This window comes from Pseudomonas sp. EU05-FHT14B02 (assembly GCF_058791055.1).
Genome location: NZ_JBYTDD010000010.1, coordinates 103204 through 118634 on the forward strand (window position 1 = coordinate 103204; position 15431 = coordinate 118634).

Here is a 15431-nt window from a genome sequence, read left to right on the forward strand (position 1 = left end):
AGCCAGTAATGTGGCCTCCGTCTATGCAAGACAAGGTAAAGAAATAACATGGGCAGCATGCATCCCGTACAGGTGATCGCGGTGACCGGCGGCAAAGGTGGCGTCGGGAAAACTAATGTGTCAGTGAACTTGTCCCTGGCTTTGGCCGAACTTGGCCGGCGCGTCATGCTGTTGGACGCCGACCTGGGACTGGCGAACGTCGACGTTCTGCTGGGCCTGACACCCAAACGTACTCTGGCCGACGTGATCGAGGGCCGCTGCGAACTGCGCGATGTATTGCTGCAGGGACCCGGCGGCATCCGTATCGTTCCGGCCGCATCCGGCACTCAGAGCATGGTGCATCTGAGTCCCGCGCAACACGCCGGCCTGATTCAGGCCTTCAGTGATATCGGCGATAACCTCGACGTACTGGTGATCGACACCGCTGCGGGCATTGGTGACTCGGTAGTCAGTTTCGTCCGGGCAGCCCAGGAAGTGCTGCTTGTGGTATGCGACGAACCGACCTCGATCACCGATGCCTACGCCTTGATCAAGTTGCTCAATCGCGACTATGGCATGAACCGCTTCCGCGTCCTGGCCAATATGGCCCAGAGCCCGCAGGAAGGACGCAACCTGTTCGCCAAGTTGACCAAGGTTACGGATCGCTTCCTCGACGTCGCCCTGCAATACGTCGGTGCGGTGCCTTACGACGAAAGCGTGCGCAAGGCGGTGCAGAAGCAGCGCGCCGTCTACGAGGCTTTCCCGCGTTCCAAGTGCTCGCTGGCGTTCAAGGCCATCGCGCAGAAGGTTGATACCTGGCCGCTGCCTGCCAATCCGCGCGGGCACCTGGAGTTTTTCGTCGAGCGCCTCGTGCAGCAGACCGCAGGACCTGTTCTATGACAGCCAGCGGCTACAACCTCTACAAGAAGTCGGCCCGTGATGCGCAGTACGAGCTGATCGAGCGTTACGCGCCGCTGGTTAAACGCATTGCCTACCACTTGCTGGCGCGTTTGCCGGCCAGTGTCCAGGTCGAAGACCTGATCCAGGCCGGGATGATTGGCCTGCTTGAAGTGTCGACCAAATATGACGCCGGCAAAGGCGCCAGTTTCGAGACGTACGCGGGCATACGAATCCGCGGCGCCATGCTCGATGAAGTGCGCAAGGGGGACTGGGCGCCACGTTCGGTGCACCGCAATACGCGCATGGTCAGCGATGCCATTCGCTCGATTGAAGCTAAAACCGGCCGTGACGCTAAAGATCACGAAGTTGCGGCCGAACTCCAATTGAGTCTCGACGATTACTACGGAATTTTGAACGACACCCTGGGCAGCCGGCTGTTCAGTTTCGACGACCTGTTGCAGGACGGCGAACACGAAGGGCTGCACGAGGATGGCGCGAGTGCTCATGTCGAGCCGTCACGCGACCTGGAGGATGAACGCTTCCAGGCTGCGCTGGCGGATGCGATTGCCAATTTGCCGGAGCGTGAGCGACTGGTGTTGGCGCTGTACTACGACGAAGAGTTGAATCTCAAGGAAATCGGTGAGGTCCTGGGGGTCAGCGAATCGCGGGTCAGCCAGTTACACAGCCAGTGCGCGGCCCGTTTGCGGGGGCGTTTGGGGGAGTGGCGAGCGCGCTGAAGGCAGTGTGGGGGCACTGCGAACGAGGTTGGTGTGGTGTTGAACTGCGCCGGTCGCGATCTGTTGTGCTCCAGACAGTCATTGAGTGCTTTGCCGGATTGATTGAAATGGCGTGTCCAGGTGCTGGGCGCGTTTAAGACTGCTTGGAGGTCGAATTGGACAAGAACATGAAAATCCTCATCGTTGATGACTTCTCAACGATGCGGCGGATCATCAAGAACCTGCTGCGTGACCTTGGGTTCACCAACACCGTCGAGGCCGACGATGGCACTACCGCCATTCCGGTGCTCAACAGCGGAAGCATCGACTTTCTGGTAACGGACTGGAACATGCCTGGCATGACCGGTATCGACCTGCTGCGTCACGTGCGTGCCGATGAAAAGCTCAAGCACCTGCCGGTGCTGATGGTGACCGCTGAAGCCAAGCGCGAGCAGATCATCGAAGCGGCCCAGGCCGGCGTTAACGGCTATGTGGTCAAGCCCTTCACGGCCCAGGCGTTGAAAGAAAAAATCGAGAAGATTTTCGAACGCATCGGTTGATGAGTGCGCCACGGGGGAGCTATGGGCAATAACGAAACTTCATTGGGCGATTTTGAATCGACCCTGAAAAAACACGCCGTCGAATTGGTCGAGAGCCTTGAAAAAGGCAAGTTCGGCGACGCGGTGCAATTGATCCATGAGCTCAACCAGACCCGTGACCGCGGCCTGTATCAGGAAGTGGGCAAGCTCACCCGCGAACTGCATAGCGCGATCGTCAATTTCCAGATTGACCCGCACATGCCGCAGGCCGAAGAAGTGTCGCAGATCACCGACGCCACCGAGCGCCTGGGGTATGTGGTCAAGCTGACCGAGGCTGCGGCCAACCGCACCATGGATCTGGTGGAAAGTGCCACGCCGCTGGTCAATGGCCTGGCCGATGAAGCCAAAGTGTTGAGCGCGGACTGGGGGCGCTTCATGCGTCGCGAAGTCGGCGCCGAAGAGTTTCGTGAACTGGCCCGGCGGGTCGACGGGTTCCTGACACGCAGCGGCACGGACAATCGCGCGGTGTCGGGCAACCTCAACGACATCCTGCTCGCCCAGGATTACCAGGACCTCACAGGCCAGGTGATCAAGCGTGTGACCCAGTTGGTCACCGAAGTTGAAAGCAACCTGCTCAAGCTCGTGCTGATGGCCAGTCAGGTGGACCGCTTTGCGGGCATCGAGCATGACCGTGAAGCGATGCTTGCTGAAAAAGATCCACAAAAACATCTCTCTCAGGGTGAAGGTCCGCAGATTCATGCCGATAAAAGAGAAGACGTTGTGTCCGGTCAGGACGATGTGGACGATTTGCTATCCAGCCTAGGGTTTTAGAATTTTAGGCATTTTAGGTTTTTAGACCTTTAGGAGCACCCCCTTAATGAGCTTCGGCGCCGATGAAGAGATCCTTCAGGATTTCCTGGTTGAGGCCGGCGAGATTCTAGAGCAACTGTCCGAGCAACTGGTCGAGCTGGAAAGCCGTCCGGATGATGCGGATTTGCTCAATGCAATTTTTCGCGGTTTTCACACTGTAAAAGGGGGCGCCGGCTTCCTCCAGCTCAACGAGCTGGTGGAGTGCTGCCACATCGCCGAGAACGTGTTCGACATCCTGCGCAAGGGCGAGCGTCGCGTCGACTCGGAACTGATGGACGTGGTTCTCGAAGCGCTGGACGCGGTGAACAGCATGTTCAGCGAAGTCCGCGAACGCAGCCCGATCACGGCCGCGACACCGGAACTGCTCGCGGCACTGGCCCGTCTGGCCGAGCCGCAATCGGCTGACGAGGCGGCTGCCGCACCTGTCGTCGCCGTGGTCGAAGCGCCTGTGGCTGAAAGCGAGTCGGGCGATATCACCGACAATGAATTCGAACAACTGCTGGACTCGCTGAACGCCGTCAAGGCCCAGGCCGAGGCCCCGGCGGCTGTTCCAGCGCCTGCCGGCAATGCCGCTGGCAGCGACGAAATCACCGATGCCGAGTTCGAGTCGTTGCTCGATCAACTGCACGGTAAAGGCCAGTTCGCCGTTGACGCGGTGGTCCCGGCACCGGCTGCGCCAGAAGCCCCGAAAGTGACTGGCGACAGTTCCGATATTACTGACGACGAATTCGAAGCACTGCTCGACCAGCTGCACGGCAAGGGTAATTTTGCTGTCGAGGCGCTGGAGTCGGCCATTGCTTCTGTGCCTGCACCCGCGGCACCGAGCGCGGTGGCGGCCGGCAGCGATCTGATTTCCGATCACGAATTCGAAGCGCTGCTCGACGAATTGCACGGCAAAGGCAAGTTCACTGAAGTGGGCGCGACGGTTGGAACGGCAACCGGCGCCAACGCCTCGGTTGCGGCACCTGCCGCCAAGGCAGCCGCGCCGAAACCGGTGGCCAGGGCCCCCGAGTCAAAAGCCGAAGCGCCGGCCCCGGCAACTGCTGCACCGGCATTGTCCCGTGCTCCGGCCGCGCCACCGGCCGAAAAGCCGGCGAGCGAAGCCGAGACCACCGTACGTGTTGATACTGCGCGTCTGGACGAGATCATGAACATGGTCGGCGAGTTGGTGCTGGTGCGTAACCGCCTGGTCCGCCTGGGCCTCAACAGCGGCGACGAAGCCATGTCCAAGGCCGTGTCGAACCTCGACGTGGTCACCGCCGACTTGCAAACCGCGGTCATGAAGACCCGGATGCAACCGATCAAGAAAGTCTTCGGGCGCTTCCCGCGTCTGGTTCGCGATTTGGCCCGCCAGCTCAAGAAAGAGATCAACCTGGAGCTGGTCGGCGAAGAAACCGACCTCGACAAGAACCTCGTCGAGGCCCTGGCCGACCCGCTGGTCCACTTGGTGCGCAACGCGGTTGACCACGGCATCGAGTCGCCGGAAGAACGCGAAGCCTCGGGCAAGGCCCGGGGTGGCAAGGTGATCCTGGCGGCGGAGCAGGAAGGCGACCACATCCTGCTGTCGATCTCTGACGACGGCAAGGGCATGGACCCGAACGTGCTGCGTTCCATCGCGGTAAAACGCGGTGTGATGGACAAGGACGCCGCCGATCGCCTGAGCGACACCGAATGCTACAACCTGATCTTCGCCCCGGGTTTCTCGACCAAGACCGAGATTTCCGACGTATCGGGTCGTGGCGTGGGCATGGACGTGGTGAAAACCAAGATTTCCCAGCTCAACGGCTCGATCAACATCTACTCGGCCAAGGGCCAGGGTTCGAAGATCGTCATCAAGGTGCCGCTGACCCTGGCGATCATGCCGACGCTGATGGTCATGCTCGGTAACCAGGCGTTTGCGTTCCCGCTGGTGAACGTCAACGAGATCTTCCACCTAGACCTGTCGACCACCAACGTCGTGGACGGCCAGGAAGTGGTGATCGTGCGGGACAAGGCGCTGCCATTGTTCTATCTCAAACGCTGGCTGGTCAGCTCCGCCGCTCACGAAGAGCAGCGCGAGGGCCATGTGGTGATCCTTTCGGTGGGCACGCAGCGGATCGGCTTTGTCGTCGATCAACTGGTGGGCCAGGAAGAAGTAGTCATCAAGCCATTGGGCAAAATGCTCCAGGGAACCCCGGGCATGTCCGGCGCTACCATCACCGGTGACGGCCGCATCGCGCTGATTCTCGATGTTCCGAGCATGCTCAAGCGTTACGCCACACGGCGTATTTGATTCTGGTGGAGCGAGGCGCCTGGCCTCGCTCCATCTAATGGAGTGTTTATGGCAGTCAAAGTCCTGGTGGTGGACGATTCGGGTTTTTTCCGCCGCCGCGTCTCGGAAATTCTTTCAGCGGATTCCAATATCCAGGTCGTCGGCACGGCGACCAACGGCAAAGAGGCGATTGATCAGGCGCTGGCCCTCAAGCCGGATGTGATCACCATGGACTACGAGATGCCGATGATGGACGGCATCACCGCCGTGCGGCACATCATGCAACGCTGCCCGACCCCGGTCCTGATGTTCTCCTCGCTGACCCACGAAGGCGCCCGGGTCACCCTTGATGCGCTGGATGCCGGCGCGGTGGACTTCCTGCCGAAGAATTTCGAAGATATCTCGCGCAACCCAGAGAAGGTCAAGCAACTGTTGTGCGAGAAGATCCTGAGCATCTCGCGCAGCAATCGTCGCGTCAGCACTTACAGCGCTCCGGCCCCTGTGGTCGCACCTGCTCCAACAGCTGCGCCTTCGAGCGTCGGCAGTTACGGCAGCAGTGCGCCTGTACGTCCGGCACCGATCCCCGCGCGTACGCACGCGGCCACTGCGTCGTCGCCCGCGCCGAAACGCAAAGCCTTCAAACTGGTGGCCATCGGTACATCCACCGGCGGCCCGGTCGCACTGCAGCGAGTGTTGACCCAATTGCCGGCCAACTTCCCGGCCCCGATCGTGCTGGTTCAACACATGCCGGCGGCCTTCACCAAGGCCTTCGCCGAGCGCCTGGACAAGCTCTGCCGCATCAGCGTCAAGGAAGCCGAGGATGGCGATATCCTGCGTCCGGGCCTGGCGCTACTGGCACCGGGTGGCAAACAGATGATGATCGACGGCCGCGGCGCGGTGAAAATCCTCCCGGGTGACGAACGTCTCAATTACAAGCCGTGCGTGGACATCACCTTCGGTTCGGCAGCCAAGACCTATGGTGACAAAGTTCTGGCGGTGGTCCTGACCGGCATGGGCGCCGACGGCCGCGAAGGCGCGCGCCTGCTCAAGCAAGGCGGCAGTTCGATCTGGGCTCAAGACGAAGCCAGTTGCGTGATCTACGGCATGCCGATGGCCATCGTCAAAGCCGAGCTCGCCGACGCGGTGTACAGCCTTGACGACATTGGCAAGCACCTGGTCGAGGCCTGTATCTGATGGATGTTCTAAGCCTGATTGGCATCATCATGGCCTTTGTCGCGATCATCGGTGGCAACTACCTTGAAGGCGGTCACCTCGGCGCCCTGGCCAACGGCCCGGCAGCGCTGATCGTGCTCGGCGGCACCATTGGCGCCGCGCTACTGCAATCGCCGATGAGTGCCTTCAAGCGCGCCATGCAGATCCTCGCCTGGATCCTGTTCCCGCCCCGTGTCGATCTGGCTGGTGGCATCGATCGCGTGGTGAACTGGAGCCTGACCGCCCGCAAGGAAGGTCTGCTGGGTCTTGAAGGCATCGCCGACGCCGAGCCCGACAACTACGCACGCAAAGGCCTGCAACTGCTGGTTGACGGGGCCGAGCCGGAAGCGATCCGCAGCATTCTGGAAGTGGACTTCTACACCCAGGAAAGCCGCGACATCGAAGCGGCCAAAGTCTTTGAAAGCATGGGCGGTTACGCGCCGACCATCGGCATCATCGGTGCGGTCATGGGCCTGATTCATGTCATGGGCAACCTCGCTGATCCATCTCAACTGGGCAGCGGTATTGCCGTGGCGTTCGTCGCCACTATCTACGGCGTGGCCAGCGCCAACCTGGTGCTGCTGCCGATTGCCGCCAAACTCAAATCCATCGCGTTGCGCCAGTCGCGTTATCGCGAAATGTTGCTGGAAGGGCTCCTGTCGATTGCCGAAGGTGAAAACCCACGCTCCATTGAATTGAAGCTTCAGGGCTTCATGGATTGATGGGAGACATGGACCATGGCACGTCGTCGCCAGCATGAAGAGCATGTAAATCATGAACGTTGGCTGGTTTCCTATGCCGACTTCATCACTTTGCTGTTCGCCTTTTTCGTGGTGATGTACTCCATCTCATCGATCAACGAAGGCAAGTACAAGGTCATTTCCGAGGCATTGATCGGGGTCTTTACCGACTCCGACCGTTCGCTCAAGCCGATCCCCATCGGTGACGAGCGGCCGAAGACCGTGACCCCGGCCAAGCCGCTGGTAAAGGATAGTGACCAGGTCGATGCCGGTATTGCCGGCGCCAGCGATCCACTCAAGAGCATCGCCGACGACATCAGCGCGGCATTCGGTGACCTGATCAGCTCCAACCAGATGACCGTGCGCGGCAACGAGTTGTGGGTCGAGATCGAGCTCAATTCCAGCCTGCTGTTCGGCAGTGGCGACGCCATGCCCAGCGACATCGCGTTCAACATCATCGACAAGGTCGCGGCGATCCTGAAGCCGTTCGACAACCCGATCCATGTCGAAGGTTTCACTGACGACCAACCGATCCGCACTGCGCAGTATCCGACCAACTGGGAGCTGTCCTCGGCCCGCTCGGCCAGCATCGTGCGCATGCTGGCGATGCAAGGGGTGAACCCCGGTCGCCTGGCTTCGGTGGGCTACGGCGAGTTCCAGCCGGTGGCCAACAACGCCACCGCCGAAGGCCGCGCCCGCAACCGTCGCGTGGTGCTGGTGGTGTCGCGCAACCTCGATGTTCGCCGCAGCCTGACCGGCACCGGAACCGCCCATGCGCAACCGGATGCCGCATTGAAGCGTGCTGGCACACAAACTGCACCGACCCCGGTCAAGTCGCCGGTACGAGAGAACGCCGTCAATTCTCCGTCACCCGCATTAACACGTTGAGCTATTTCTCGGTCGATCCGTTCGGCCGGGAGGAACAATCCGAATGAGAGTCTGGGCAGTCGCCAATCAAAAGGGTGGTGTCGGTAAAACCACTTCCTCCATCGCTTTAGCCGGTTTACTGGCGGAGGCGGGCAAGCGCGTGGTCGTGGTCGATCTCGACCCCCACGGCTCCATGACCAGCTACTTCGGCTACGATCCCGACGCCCTGGAGCACAGCAGCTACGATTTGTTCCTGCACAAAGGCAACGTGCCCCAAGGCCTGCCGGGTCAACTGCTGCTGTCGACCAGTGATGAACGCATCTCCCTATTGCCCTCCAGCACCGCACTGGCCACCCTTGAGCGCCAGTCGCCGGGGCAGAGCGGTTTGGGCCTGGTGATTGCCAAGAGCCTGGCGCAACTGTGGCAGGACTTCGATTACGCAGTGATCGACAGCCCGCCATTGCTCGGCGTGCTGATGGTCAATGCCTTGGCGGCGAGCCAGCAACTGGTGATCCCGGTGCAGACCGAGCATCTGGCGGTCAAAGGCCTTGAGCGCATGGTCAACACCCTGGCGATGATCAATCGCTCTCGCAAACAGGCGCTGCCCTTCACCATCGTGCCGACCCTGTTTGACCGCCGCACCCAGGCGTCCCTTGGAACGTTGCGCGTGCTGCGCGACAAATTCCCCGACGAAATCTGGCAAGGCTACATCCCGGTGGACACGCGCCTGCGCGATGCCAGCCGCGCCGGTCTGACGCCTTCGCAGTTCGACGGCAAGAGCCGTGGCGTTCTCGCTTACCGCGCGCTGCTCAAGCATCTGCTGGCGGCTCAACTTGTGCCGCAGGTGGCATGAGATGAATCCAATTCCTGTAGGAGCGAGCTTGCTCGCGATGGTCGTCAACGATGACGCGGGAAACCTGACACCCCGTGGCGCTCTCAGGTTCATCGCGAGCATGCTCGCTCCTACAGGTGCGTGCTCATGAACCGGCCATTGAAGACCACTTCGCGCCCGCAACTGGCATTGCAGTCCTACCTGGACAGCTTGCTGCAGGAAGTGACCGAAGAATTGACGCTGCCCGTAGAGGCAGTGGCCGAGGAGATCGCCGCAGAAGCGGTGCTGGACGAGTTTCAGGCAGCGGTGCTCGAAGAGCAGGCCCGCGACGCCGCAGCCGCTGTGACGGTCGTCCCGGTGCATGCATCGATGGCGCCAGTGTTCAAGGCGCCGGTGATCGAAGCTCCGGCCCCTGTTATGGCGCCGGTCTCGACCATCGCGCCGCTGCTGCAAGCCTTGGTGCCACCACCTGTCGAGGCGCAGCCAGCAGTCGTCGAAGTGCAGCAAACCCTGGTGCCGCCGGTCGTCGATGTGCATCTACCACCGAGCAACACGCCGCCTCCGGTTGAGTCCGACGGTCGTCCGTCCTGGGCTGCCGAACCCTTCGAATGCCTGCTGTTCGATGTCGCCGGCTTGACCTTGGCGGTGCCGCTGGTGTGCCTGGGGTCGATTTACTCCCTGGCCGGTCACGAGTTGACCCCATTGTTCGGCCAGCCCGAATGGTTCCTGGGCATCCTGCCGAGCCAGGCCGGCAATCTCAAGGTGCTCGATACCGCGCGTTGGGTCATGCCCGACCGTTACCGCGACGATTTCAAGCAAGGCCTGCAATACGTGATTTCGGTGCAAGGCTACGAGTGGGGGCTGGCGGTGCATCAGGTCAGCCGTTCGTTGCGTCTGAACCCGAATGAAATCAAATGGAGAAGTCACCGAGGTCAGCGGCCATGGCTCGCCGGCACGGTAATTGAACACATGTGCGCCTTGCTCGATGTCGCCTCACTGGCCGCGTTGATCGCCAGCGGCGGAGCCCGGCACATGTCCGGCGGCAAGCCGGGCCACAAACCGACGTCAGTCAAATAAACAAAACAGGCGACGTCACTCTGATGATGTTGCACAGAACACACACCGCCAGGGCGGTTTCTTGAGGGGACAGGGTATGAATGACAAGGCGACGGCGGCAAAGGGTTCCGAAGATCCGATCCTGCAATGGGTCACCTTCAAGCTGGACAACGAGACCTACGGCATCAACGTGATGCGCGTTCAGGAAGTCCTGCGTTACACCGAAATCGCCCCGGTCCCGGGTGCCCCGAGCTACGTGCTGGGCATCATCAACCTGCGCGGCAACGTCGTCACCGTGATCGACACCCGCCAGCGCTTCGGTCTGATGAATGCCGAGATCAGCGACAACACCCGTATCGTCATCATCGAAGCCGACAAGCAGGTGGTCGGGATCATGGTCGACAGCGTGGCCGAAGTGGTTTACCTGCGTCAGTCGGAAATCGAAACCGCGCCGAACGTGGGTAACGAAGAGTCCGCCAAGTTCATTCAAGGCGTATGCAACAAGAACAACGAATTGCTCATCCTGGTCGAGCTCGACAAGATGATGAGCGAAGAAGAATGGTCGGAACTGGAGAGTATCTGATTGATTCTCGAGGTTGCGGTCATTGTCCTGTTCCTGTTTTGGGCAGGCACGCTGGCAATGTTCCTGGCGTACATTCGCGGTCAAAAGCAGATCGCCGCGCAACAGGCTCAGGGTGATGCGCTGCGCGATCAGCGCATCAAGGACCTGGGCAAGCGCGTCGACGACTACCAGAACGGCAATGTGCGCATGGGTGAAGACCTGCATGAGCTACGCGCGATAGTCGCGCCATTGCCGGACAAACTCGCCCGGCTGGAACAGCGTGATCCTTCCAGCCTGTCGTTTGCCCAGGCTGCACGACTGGTGGGCATGGGCGCCAGCGTCAACGAACTGACCCAGTCCTGCGGCCTGACCCAGGCTGAGGCGGAGTTGATGAGCAAGTTGCACAAGAACAGTTAGAAGCCTGCTCGCGATGGTCGTTAACGATGACGCGGGCTTCCTGGAGAGACGCGGCGCTCATGCCTCCATCGCGAGCAAGCTCCTACAATGGTTCCATGCCGGACACGGAGCATGTGTTCACCTGTAGGAGCGAGCTTGCTCGCGATGGTCGTTAACGAAGACGCGGGCTTCCTGGAGAAACGCGGTGCTCATGCCTCCATCGCGAGCAAGCTCGCTCCTACAGTGGTTCCATGTCGGACACGAAGCATGTGTTCACCTGCAGGAGCGAGCTAGCTCCGGGCGGCGTTCCGACGAAGGCGTCTTCGAATACGCAACTATCATCCCCGCGATCCGACGCATCCCCCTTCATCCCCAGACACGTATTACGCCGTCGTAGTCTCCTGCCTATAGCTTTCTCAGATCCCGCCGCCTTGTAATTGCAACCCGCCATCAGTAGTTTGATCATCCTGTTCAAAATATGCAGTGCCAGGGAGGCCTATGCTCGACATTTTGCGCGGTACACCGCTGTGGGTTTATGCGGTTTTTCTGATCCTGACTTATTACGGTGTCATTGCCTGCTTCAAGAATCACGTGTCGAAAAGGTCATTGCAGATCACACCGGTGATATTCGTGACCCTATCCCTGGCTTCGCTGAATCTCTCCCAAGGTGTAGTCATTCCCCTCTCGGCCTACGTACTCGGGCTATTGGCAGGATGGTTACTCGCATTGCGTTTTTACTCGTACACGAATGTGAAGTGCGTGGGAGAAACGTTGGAGTTGGGCGGTACAGTCAAGGTACTGATGGTGTATTGGGGCTTCTTTGCATGGCGTTACTACCTTGGCTATCAGGCAGCGATGTATCCGGAAATGGCCAATGAATTGCCGATGACGGCATGGTCGGCACTGGGGGCTGGCCTTATCAATGGATTGATTATTGGTCGCAGTCTCAAGCTTTTGCGCTTTGTAGGAGCTGGCTTGCCAGCGAAGGCGGCTAAATGATCGGTGCAATATTCAAGGCCTTGTTCGCCGGCAAGCCGGCTCCTGCATAAGAGGGGCGTAAGCTCAATAATCATCCCCGCGTTCAGTAATGTCCTGCTCGACCAGCAGCGCTTCCTGAACCATCTCCGCCGGAAATTTCCCCTTCAGATTCCACGCAAACGCAATGATCTCGGCAACCGTCAGATAGAGCTCCTGCGGAATACTGTCTCCCAGCTCCATACGCGCCAGCAGTCTTACCAGTTCGGCGTTTTCGTAGATCGGTACTTCGCAATCACGGGCGATCCGCAGGATTTCTTCCGCCAGCTCTTCGTCGCCCTTGGCGGTGAGGGTGGGGGCGTGGGTGCCGTCGTATTGGAGAGCGATGGCCTGGCGTGGGGCGTTGGGGTTTTTCATGCGGTTTCGTCGACCCAGCGTTGTTCGAGGCGGGTTTGTGGGCCTTGGGGCGGTGTGCCGAGGTGGCAGTCCAGGTCGCCGACGTTCAGGCCGGCGGACAGCAGGCGATCACGCAGCCCGGCCAAATTGCTTTCGATCAGGCTGGCGGTGTATGGCCGCTCGGCCCAGAGCTGGCCGCAGAGGCTGCCCTTGACCAGTTGCGCCTGGATTTGCAGCGGCCCCAAAGGCTCCATGGAGAAGGCCAGCTCCACACGCCACCGTTGTTGCTTGGGTTCGTGTTCTTCGCGACGTTCCTTTGGCTGTTGTTTTTCGGGGGCGTCTTCGCGCTGGAACTTGACCTGCAAGGGCACGATGTCCTGCATATTGCGCATCGGGATTTCCAGCTGCCAGGTGCTCATCAGTCGTCCGTCGGCGGTTACGCCGGTCTGTTCCAGGCTCGACAGTTGATGGCTTTGCAGGCGTGAAACCGCGGCGGCGGCCAGGCGAAGCAGGTGTTCGAGGTCGTTTTCACCGTCGGCACCTTTTAACAGACGTTCGGGCAGCGGGAAACCGGTCGGCGACGGCTTGGCACTGACCTGACCGAGCATGCCCAGGGCATTGCGGACAAAATTCGGCATGGCCTGAGCCAGGGTATTGGCGGCGATGATCGCTCCGAGGTTGGTGTTGGCCGGCAAGCCCTGACTCAACTGCGCAACCAGTTTGAGCAAATCGCCTTTCATGTCCGGCGCGAGCGTCAGGTTTTGCCCGGTCAGCAGTTTGCTTTCGAGAAACATGCCGCTACTGGCCAGGGCCTGGGCCAGGCCCTTGGGGGTGCTCAACTGTTGAACATCCGGCAAGCCGGCGAGCAAACGGGCAGCAGCGCTGCGCAATTCAACGGATGTCTGGTCCGAGGGCGGAAGGTTCTGCAGGCGCTTGAGCAAGCTATCCAGCGAGCCCTGGCGGCTTTGCTGGTCGACCAGTTGCTGGGTCACCGCCAGTTGTTCCTGTCGGCTGCTCAGGGGCACGAACTTCACGGTCTGGGCGTCCTGCACCTGTGCGCTCAACAAGGTGCCGATGCGCAAGGGCTGCGGACTGTCGATGCTCAGGGTGCTGCCGCTCAGTGCGGTATTGAGCAGGCCCACCATCGAGCGAAACACCATGGGCTGCCCGGGCACCTGCGGCAGCATTTGCGAGGTCAATACCTTGCCCTGCAGCAGGGTGCCAACGGGCAATTGCGCGGTGTCGAGGCGGGTGAGGGTGGCGATGCTGGAGGCAATGGCCTGTTGCACCGTCACCGCCAGATTGCCGGCCGAGGGTTGGCTGACCACCAGTGTGGTGCCTTGGGCCAGCGGTTGATTGCCTGTGGTCTGGACTGTGGTCTCGCGGCCGCTGTCGAGGGTGACCTTGAGCAGCATCTGGAAAGTCTGGTCCGCCTGCTTGAGCGACAACACTTCGGCCTGGGCGGTTTGACCGACGCTGATCAGCCCTTCCACCGGCGTCAGCAACTTGAGCAACTCACCGCTGATCACCTGCGCACGTGAAGTCACCGGGACGGTTTGCGCCAGCGGGAGGATGTTCATTTCGCCTGTCATACGCGGTCACAACCTGAGGAAAATGCACTCTTTAGAGTAAGGTCTGGCATGTATAATGCCGCGCCGTTGTATCCAAAAATGGCGAAAACTTTGCAATTGTTTGACGCAGCTCTCTAGAACAAGACGCCATTGCATCTATGCTGCATCTCTTTAACGGCCGCGCCAGAGCCGACTTGAACCGTATAAGGCCCGTGATCCCTTGACCAGTCCTGTCCTGCAAACCGTTGCCCTTGCCTGTGAGCGAGACCTTCGGCTGCTCTTCGAAAATCTCGATTTGAGACTGGCCAGTGGCGAAATGATGCAAATCAGTGGCCCCAACGGCAGCGGCAAGACCAGCCTGTTGCGCCTGCTCTCCGGGCTGATGCATCCGACCGCCGGTCAAGTGCTGCTCAACGGCAAGCCCCTTGATGAGCAGCGCGCTGAGCTGGCGCGCAATCTGCTGTGGATCGGCCATGCGGCGGGAATCAAGGATTTGCTGACACCGGAAGAGAACCTGAGCTGGCTCTGCGCCCTGCATCAACCGGCTTCCCATGACGCGATCTGGCAGGCGCTGGCGGCGGTCGGATTGCGTGGTTTCGAAGATGTTCCCTGCCACACCCTGTCCGCTGGCCAGCGGCGTCGCGTCGCACTGGCGCGTTTGTATCTGGACAGCCCGCCGTTGTGGATTCTCGATGAACCGTTCACCGCTCTCGACAAACAGGGCGTGGCGCAACTCGAAGAACACCTGGCCGGCCACTGCGAACGCGGCGGCATGGTGGTGTTGACCACCCACCACACGCTGAGCCGGATGCCGGCCGCTTATCGCGACATCGATCTGGGGAATTGGGCCGTATGAGTGTTTTTGGCCTGTTGGTCGCCCGTGAGGCCCGTCTGCTGTTTCGCCGTCCCGCGGAGCTGGCCAATCCGCTGGTATTTTTTGCCATCGTCGTTTCCTTGTTCCCGTTGGCGGTCGGACCCGAGTCTCAATTGTTGCAAACCTTGTCTCCTGGGTTGGTCTGGGTCGCGGCACTTTTATCGGTTCTGCTCTCGCTGGACGGGCTTTTCCGCAGTGATTTCGAAGACGGATCCCTTGAACAGTGGGTCCTTTCGCCGCACCCCCTGCCTCTTCTGGTTTTGGCCAAAGTGCTGGCACACTGGGCTTTTTCCGGTCTGGCACTGGTTTTGCTCGCACCCTTGCTGGCATTGATGCTCGGTTTGCCTGCCGCCTGTCTGCCGGTGTTGCTGCTTTCGTTGCTGCTCGGTACACCGGTACTGAGCCTGCTCGGTGCGGTGGGTGCGGCGCTGACAGTAGGTTTGAAGCGCGGCGGCCTGTTGCTGGCACTGCTGATTCTGCCGTTGTACATCCCGGTATTGATCCTTGGCAGTGGCGCCTTGCAGGCTGCCTTGCAGGGAATGCCGGCGACCGGTTATCTCCTATGGCTTGGCAGCCTGACCGCCTTGGCGATAACCCTGACACCTTTTGCAATAGCCGCTGGCTTGAAGATCAGCGTCGGCGAATAATGAGGTCTGGTCAAAATTTGATCAGTAAAGGCCCTGGCTCTTCACAGT

17 protein-coding genes are annotated in these 15431 nt (G+C 60.3%); 15 read left to right on the plus strand and 2 right to left on the minus strand.

What is annotated here, in order from left to right; all coding sequences use genetic code 11:
- The first annotated feature begins 48 nt into the window (after window positions 1-48).
- From fleN to AC3WTM_RS11880, 13 genes are all read left to right on the plus strand, one after another.
- Window positions 49-879, plus strand: a complete 831-nt coding sequence (fleN, locus tag AC3WTM_RS11820; RefSeq protein WP_008001746.1) for a flagellar synthesis regulator FleN — start codon at window positions 49-51, stop codon at window positions 877-879.
- Window positions 876-1616 carry an RNA polymerase sigma factor FliA gene (fliA, locus tag AC3WTM_RS11825; RefSeq protein WP_057715873.1) on the plus strand — a complete coding sequence of 247 codons (741 nt, stop codon included), beginning with the start codon at window positions 876-878 and terminating at the stop codon, window positions 1614-1616. The genes fleN and fliA overlap by 4 nt, the downstream gene beginning before the upstream one ends.
- A gap of 167 nt (window positions 1617-1783) precedes the next feature.
- Window positions 1784-2155 carry a chemotaxis response regulator CheY gene (locus tag AC3WTM_RS11830; RefSeq protein WP_003183998.1) on the plus strand — a complete coding sequence of 124 codons (372 nt, stop codon included), beginning with the start codon at window positions 1784-1786 and terminating at the stop codon, window positions 2153-2155.
- Window positions 2156-2176: 21 nt separating this feature from the next.
- Window positions 2177-2965 (plus strand): protein phosphatase CheZ, encoded by a 789-nt coding sequence (locus AC3WTM_RS11835; protein ID WP_008052267.1) that lies wholly within the window; start codon window positions 2177-2179, stop codon window positions 2963-2965.
- 46 nt (window positions 2966-3011) lie between these two features.
- The gene (locus tag AC3WTM_RS11840; RefSeq protein ID WP_102669720.1) at window positions 3012-5276 is read left to right on the plus strand and encodes a chemotaxis protein CheA; all 2265 of its coding nucleotides are present in this window, start codon (window positions 3012-3014) and stop codon (window positions 5274-5276) included.
- A 48-nt stretch (window positions 5277-5324) separates the two neighbouring features.
- The gene (locus AC3WTM_RS11845) at window positions 5325-6449 is read left to right on the plus strand and encodes a protein-glutamate methylesterase/protein-glutamine glutaminase (protein WP_102669719.1); all 1125 of its coding nucleotides are present in this window, start codon (window positions 5325-5327) and stop codon (window positions 6447-6449) included.
- On the plus strand, window positions 6449-7189 hold the full coding sequence (locus AC3WTM_RS11850) for a flagellar motor protein (protein ID WP_057715870.1): 741 nt from the start codon (window positions 6449-6451) through the stop codon (window positions 7187-7189). Before AC3WTM_RS11845 ends, AC3WTM_RS11850 begins: the two co-directional genes overlap by 1 nt.
- Before the next feature lie 15 nt (window positions 7190-7204).
- Window positions 7205-8095, plus strand: coding sequence for a flagellar motor protein MotD (motD, locus tag AC3WTM_RS11855; RefSeq protein ID WP_057398383.1), 891 nt, complete (start codon window positions 7205-7207; stop codon window positions 8093-8095).
- A 43-nt stretch (window positions 8096-8138) separates the two neighbouring features.
- Window positions 8139-8927, plus strand: a complete 789-nt coding sequence (locus tag AC3WTM_RS11860) for a ParA family protein (protein ID WP_008000390.1) — start codon at window positions 8139-8141, stop codon at window positions 8925-8927.
- A gap of 126 nt (window positions 8928-9053) precedes the next feature.
- The gene (locus AC3WTM_RS11865; RefSeq protein WP_102669718.1) at window positions 9054-9983 is read left to right on the plus strand and encodes a CheW domain-containing protein; all 930 of its coding nucleotides are present in this window, start codon (window positions 9054-9056) and stop codon (window positions 9981-9983) included.
- Between the two features lie 76 nt (window positions 9984-10059).
- Entirely contained in the window at window positions 10060-10545 is a 486-nt protein-coding gene (locus AC3WTM_RS11870; RefSeq protein WP_007980742.1) for a chemotaxis protein CheW, read from the plus strand.
- Window positions 10546-10941, plus strand: a complete 396-nt coding sequence (locus AC3WTM_RS11875) for a DUF2802 domain-containing protein (protein ID WP_102669717.1) — start codon at window positions 10546-10548, stop codon at window positions 10939-10941.
- Between the two features lie 477 nt (window positions 10942-11418).
- Window positions 11419-11919, plus strand: coding sequence for a hypothetical protein (locus tag AC3WTM_RS11880; protein WP_057398386.1), 501 nt, complete (start codon window positions 11419-11421; stop codon window positions 11917-11919).
- Window positions 11920-11982: 63 nt separating this feature from the next.
- Here the strand turns inward: AC3WTM_RS11880 and AC3WTM_RS11885 are convergent, their stop codons facing one another.
- A complete protein-coding gene (locus AC3WTM_RS11885; protein WP_102669716.1) occupies window positions 11983-12312 on the minus strand; it encodes an EscU/YscU/HrcU family type III secretion system export apparatus switch protein in 330 nt (109 codons plus the stop codon).
- The gene (fliK, locus tag AC3WTM_RS11890) at window positions 12309-13883 is read right to left on the minus strand and encodes a flagellar hook-length control protein FliK (protein WP_102669715.1); all 1575 of its coding nucleotides are present in this window, start codon (window positions 13881-13883) and stop codon (window positions 12309-12311) included. Before fliK ends, AC3WTM_RS11885 begins: the two co-directional genes overlap by 4 nt.
- 199 nt (window positions 13884-14082) lie before the next feature.
- Between fliK and ccmA the strand changes: the two genes are divergently transcribed.
- Together ccmA and ccmB are read left to right on the plus strand one after the other, a co-directional pair.
- A complete protein-coding gene (ccmA, locus tag AC3WTM_RS11895) occupies window positions 14083-14718 on the plus strand; it encodes a cytochrome c biogenesis heme-transporting ATPase CcmA (protein ID WP_102669714.1) in 636 nt (211 codons plus the stop codon).
- Window positions 14715-15383: a heme exporter protein CcmB gene (ccmB, locus tag AC3WTM_RS11900; protein WP_007983326.1), complete on the plus strand. Its 669-nt coding sequence runs from the start codon at window positions 14715-14717 to the stop codon at window positions 15381-15383. The genes ccmA and ccmB overlap by 4 nt, the downstream gene beginning before the upstream one ends.
- Window positions 15384-15431: the final 48 nt, after the last annotated feature.